General features: G+C 46.7%; 5 protein-coding genes and 1 pseudogene. 5 read left to right on the forward strand and 1 reads right to left on the reverse strand.

Annotated elements, in window-relative coordinates; genetic code table 11:
* Positions 1-107: pseudogene (locus tag AB5Y91_RS02665) on the forward strand (IS5/IS1182 family transposase); the annotation flags it as partial.
* A 162-nt stretch (positions 108-269) separates the two neighbouring features.
* Positions 270-1241 (forward strand): diguanylate cyclase, encoded by a 972-nt coding sequence (locus AB5Y91_RS02670; protein ID WP_368169013.1) that lies wholly within the window; start codon positions 270-272, stop codon positions 1239-1241.
* A 354-nt stretch (positions 1242-1595) separates the two neighbouring features.
* Here AB5Y91_RS02670 and AB5Y91_RS02675 read toward each other — a convergent pair whose 3' ends face one another.
* Positions 1596-2003, reverse strand: a complete 408-nt coding sequence (locus tag AB5Y91_RS02675; protein WP_368169014.1) for a hypothetical protein — start codon at positions 2001-2003, stop codon at positions 1596-1598.
* Positions 2004-2321: 318 nt separating this feature from the next.
* Here AB5Y91_RS02675 and AB5Y91_RS02680 point away from each other — a divergent pair, with 318 nt between their 5' ends.
* The 3 genes from AB5Y91_RS02680 to AB5Y91_RS02690 all read left to right on the forward strand — a co-directional run.
* Entirely contained in the window at positions 2322-2882 is a 561-nt protein-coding gene (locus tag AB5Y91_RS02680; RefSeq protein WP_323579842.1) for a hypothetical protein, read from the forward strand.
* Entirely contained in the window at positions 2879-3181 is a 303-nt protein-coding gene (locus AB5Y91_RS02685; protein WP_323579843.1) for a YkvA family protein, read from the forward strand. The genes AB5Y91_RS02680 and AB5Y91_RS02685 overlap by 4 nt, the downstream gene beginning before the upstream one ends.
* Positions 3182-3203: 22 nt before the next feature.
* The coding region (locus AB5Y91_RS02690; RefSeq protein WP_368169015.1) for a hypothetical protein at positions 3204-3711 on the forward strand (508 nt) is incomplete at its 3' end.

Below are 3711 nucleotides of genomic sequence, written 5' to 3' on the forward strand. Positions count from 1 at the left end.
GATACAAGGGGTTGCTGAAAAACGATAACCAACTGGCGATGTTATTCACGCTGGCCAACCTGTTTCGGGCGGACCAAATGATACGTCAGTGGGAGAGATCTCACTAAAAACTGGGAATAGCGCCTTAAATGGCGAAGAAACGGTCTAAATAGGCTGATTCAAGGCATTTACGGGAGAAAAAATCGGCTCAAACATGAAGAAATGAAATGACTGAGTCAGCCGAGAAGAATTTCCCCGCTTATTCGCACCTTCCTTAGGGTTAGCTCGAGATGAATATAATTGACATTTCAGACAGCAGCACGCTGAAGATTTCACATGCAGAAGAGAAGTTTCGATTTCTTTTCGAACATTCACCTATTGGCATGGCCATGATGGATTGTGCTAGCGGAAAGCTCCTCGAAGTAAATAGCTCTATTTTAAAATCATGTGGATATACACGAGAGGATATTTTAAATATTAACTATAGGAAACTCATACCAAAAAAATATGAAGACCAGGTGATTGCGCAGATAGAAGAGCTCAATCGCATTGGCCGTTTTGGGCCAATTGACAAAGAATTAATTCGTAAAGATGGAACGTGTTACCCCGTAAGGGTAAGCGGCATCATTCTTTCAGAAGTTGACGGAAGGAACATTCTTTGGGGGATCATTGAGGATATCAGCGATCAGAAGCATCCAGCTGTTATTAATTACAATTCCACTTTCTACGATATGCTGACAAAACTTCCTAATCGTAATCTTTTTACTGAGCGACTTAACCAGGTTATTGCAGCAAATAAGCGTAGTGCCCGCCATGCAGCATTGATATTTATTGACTTTGATAACGTCAAATCGCTCAATGATGAGTATGGGAAATCTGCCGGTGACTTATTGCTGCTTGAAGTGTCCAGCCGACTAAAAAATAGTGTACGAGAAACAGATACAGTGGCTCGATTCGGCGGTGCTGAGTTTGTGGTATTGGCTCGTTGGTTAAGTACGGATAAAGCAGAAGCAACTAATCAAGCTGGTCTTATAGCAAGAAAACTGTTAGCTGCTTTGTCTGCTCCATATAAATTTGATTTAGGTTGTGATAGTCAACCTGATATTTTGATTGAGCACCATTGCACCGCGAGTATCGGTGTTGCCGTATTCAATGCTGACGAAAGAGATCCTTATGACTTCATTGAGTGGGCGGATTCAGCCATATATAAGGTTGAAGAAACGGGGGGAAACTCAATTCTATTTCACGATACAAGCGATTGAGTCGCGATTAAAATTGAGGTATTCCGCTCAACCCAGGCTGTCCGTGAACCGAGTTATACCATAACTGGTTATACATTGATCAGTTGAAAATGGAGAAAAACCATAATCAGGTACTGACTTGAAAAGAGAAGTGGAGCTCACACCACCGAAAAATCCGTAAGTTCTGCTCGAACAATCAGGATTTAGAAAGCAATTCTGGATATAGGTTTGCCGACCCTATCGGCCTCTGGAGGATAAGCAACTGGAATTATTTAGATTTCAGAGTAAAACCTAGGGAGGGTGCGAATAAGCACCCTCCACAACGAAACATAAAAATTTAGTTCATTAAATTCAAATACTTACAAGGGCGCATTTTTATGTTTGGTGACTTATTCGCACCTTCCTTAGTTGTGGACCAATCTCAGCCAGTCGTTTCTTAGCCTTCACACATTGGAACAATTTCCGACAGGTTCTTAACTCTTCAGGGTGCCGCTTCGGATAGCTCATGATGGCAGGGATTAGCTCAGGGATTATGCGCACAATCAGTCGCCCCAACTTAACCTTCTCCTTGCGAGTTGCCAGCCGCCGTTTGAGTTTGTATGCGTAGAATCGGTCTCCAATACGGACATCATCCAGCTCAGCACCAAATATAGATCTCAATGCACGATAAATCCTCTCCTCAAATGAATTCAAATCTAACTTTTCACGATGATCACGACTTACGAGCTCATTGACCTGATAAGCGTCTTCTTTATTGATAATCAGGTTTAATAAATTAATCATATTTATCTCCTTTTAAGATACGAGTAGTGGTTCCCCATACCTGATTAACAATATCTTCATCAACCTATCAACGCAGTGCTCATGTTGTCATCGTCAGCTCTAATTTACGATTCAATTTCAAGAATGTAAATAGGCTTTCTCAATTATTAATTCCCACCCATTTATTCTCGCGCGCGCGAGAATAACTCCATGTGGAATATATGCGATTGACATATTAAAAATATACCAACTGCCGAATCATCTATCAATTTAAATATATATAAATCCTTTGATATCCAATAGCTATTTCGGCTATTTACATTCAAAGGAGAGATATCCATGTCAGAACTTTCATTGTTCGATGCCATTGGTGAAGGCAAAAACGCGACTCAGGATTATCTGGATACCCTGTCGCGAGCACTGCTGCGCCATCATCAACTGGTCAAAGCCATCCGCATCCACGGTCGTTATGTACCGGAATCCTTGCCAATGCCCGGTCTGCCGGTACTGGTCGCCATCTTCAGTCACACCAATACCTACACCTTGCACCAACTGCCTTCTACTCAGATAGGGCAGTTGGTGCTGTCGATTGCTCGCTTCTCCGGTCAGGCCACCCATGACCTGGACAACGGCATCTTTGAAGAGGTGTGGGAAATGGGTGACAGCAGCTTCACCACGGACAGCGCCGAGCAGGCCGTCTACTGGTTGCCGTTACCGGAGCGCTGGATTGCTCTGGAAGGCACACAAGTGGCGCTGCACGATAAAGACCATCAGGTGTTCAAGTTGCTCAACGTCACCGCCCGGAACTCTGGTCCGGTCCTGGATATCTGCGATGGTGTGGTCAGTCTGGCGCTAGCGTCAGATTGGGATGGGGAGCGGGGTGGGGAGTGGGCCGCATGACCGAGATCAACCGCTCCTCGCTACTCGCCAAGCTCAAGCACATCAAGGGCATGAAGCTGATGGTTGAGCAGGCTGTCTTGCTCTACCTGTTGATGGCCGATGAGCAGACGCCTGTGTGGGTCAAGACCATCGTGGTCAGCGCACTCGCCTATTTGCTCTGTCCGGTCGATGCCGTACCGGACTTTATCCCCGGCGTGGGGCTCACCGATGACCTGGGGGTCATCAGCGGTGCCATTGCCTCGTTAGGCAGTCATATCCATCAAGGTCATCGCAGCAAAGCGGCTGACTTCTTCAAGTAATCCCTTCAGAAGGAATTTCATTATGGCTAAAGCCACACAACCGGCAGCGTCGGCTGCTCCGGTCTGGACTGTTATTAAATCCTCCAAGGCCCCGAAGATCAGCGCTCGGGCCAGTGGTTTGCTGCACTACGACGTGGGCAAGAACGATGAAGGTCGCTACGCCCTTCGCATTACCGCCAACGACACGGGCGGCCTGTTCAGCAAGCACTGGTTATCGCTCGATGACATCCTGGCACTACTGGACATCCTCAAGGATGCGCCATTCAAATCGGTAGCGCTCAAGGCGCTGTTTGTTCGAGGCAGTGCCAATAACCACGGTTTCCTCGCCGCCATACTGCGATCTGAAAAGTTGCTGGTCGCCGCCGAGCCCAACTCGCCGTTCCACCGGGTCGGCCTATCCCTCAGCGACTGGTCAACTCAGTTGGATGAACCGGCCAATATGGATAAACAGGCTCGCAAGGGAAAAGCCAAGGGGCAGAAGGGCCAAGATGACATGACCGATGAGATAACCATCGAGAAAGGCAATGAGC

This window comes from Aeromonas sp. R4-3 (genome assembly GCF_040908275.1).
GTDB classification, from domain to species: Bacteria; Pseudomonadota; Gammaproteobacteria; order Enterobacterales; family Aeromonadaceae; genus Aeromonas; species Aeromonas rivipollensis.

Bases quoted from the DNA above. Each gene is read 5' to 3' on its own strand.
- AB5Y91_RS02670 (WP_368169013.1), top strand. From the start codon at position 270: ATGAATATAATTGACATTTCAGACAGCAGCACGCTGAAGATTTCACAT.
- AB5Y91_RS02675 (WP_368169014.1), bottom strand. From the start codon at position 2,003: ATGATTAATTTATTAAACCTGATTATCAATAAAGAAGACGCTTATCAG.
- AB5Y91_RS02680 (WP_323579842.1), top strand. From the start codon at position 2,322: ATGTCAGAACTTTCATTGTTCGATGCCATTGGTGAAGGCAAAAACGCG.
- AB5Y91_RS02685 (WP_323579843.1), top strand. From the start codon at position 2,879: ATGACCGAGATCAACCGCTCCTCGCTACTCGCCAAGCTCAAGCACATC.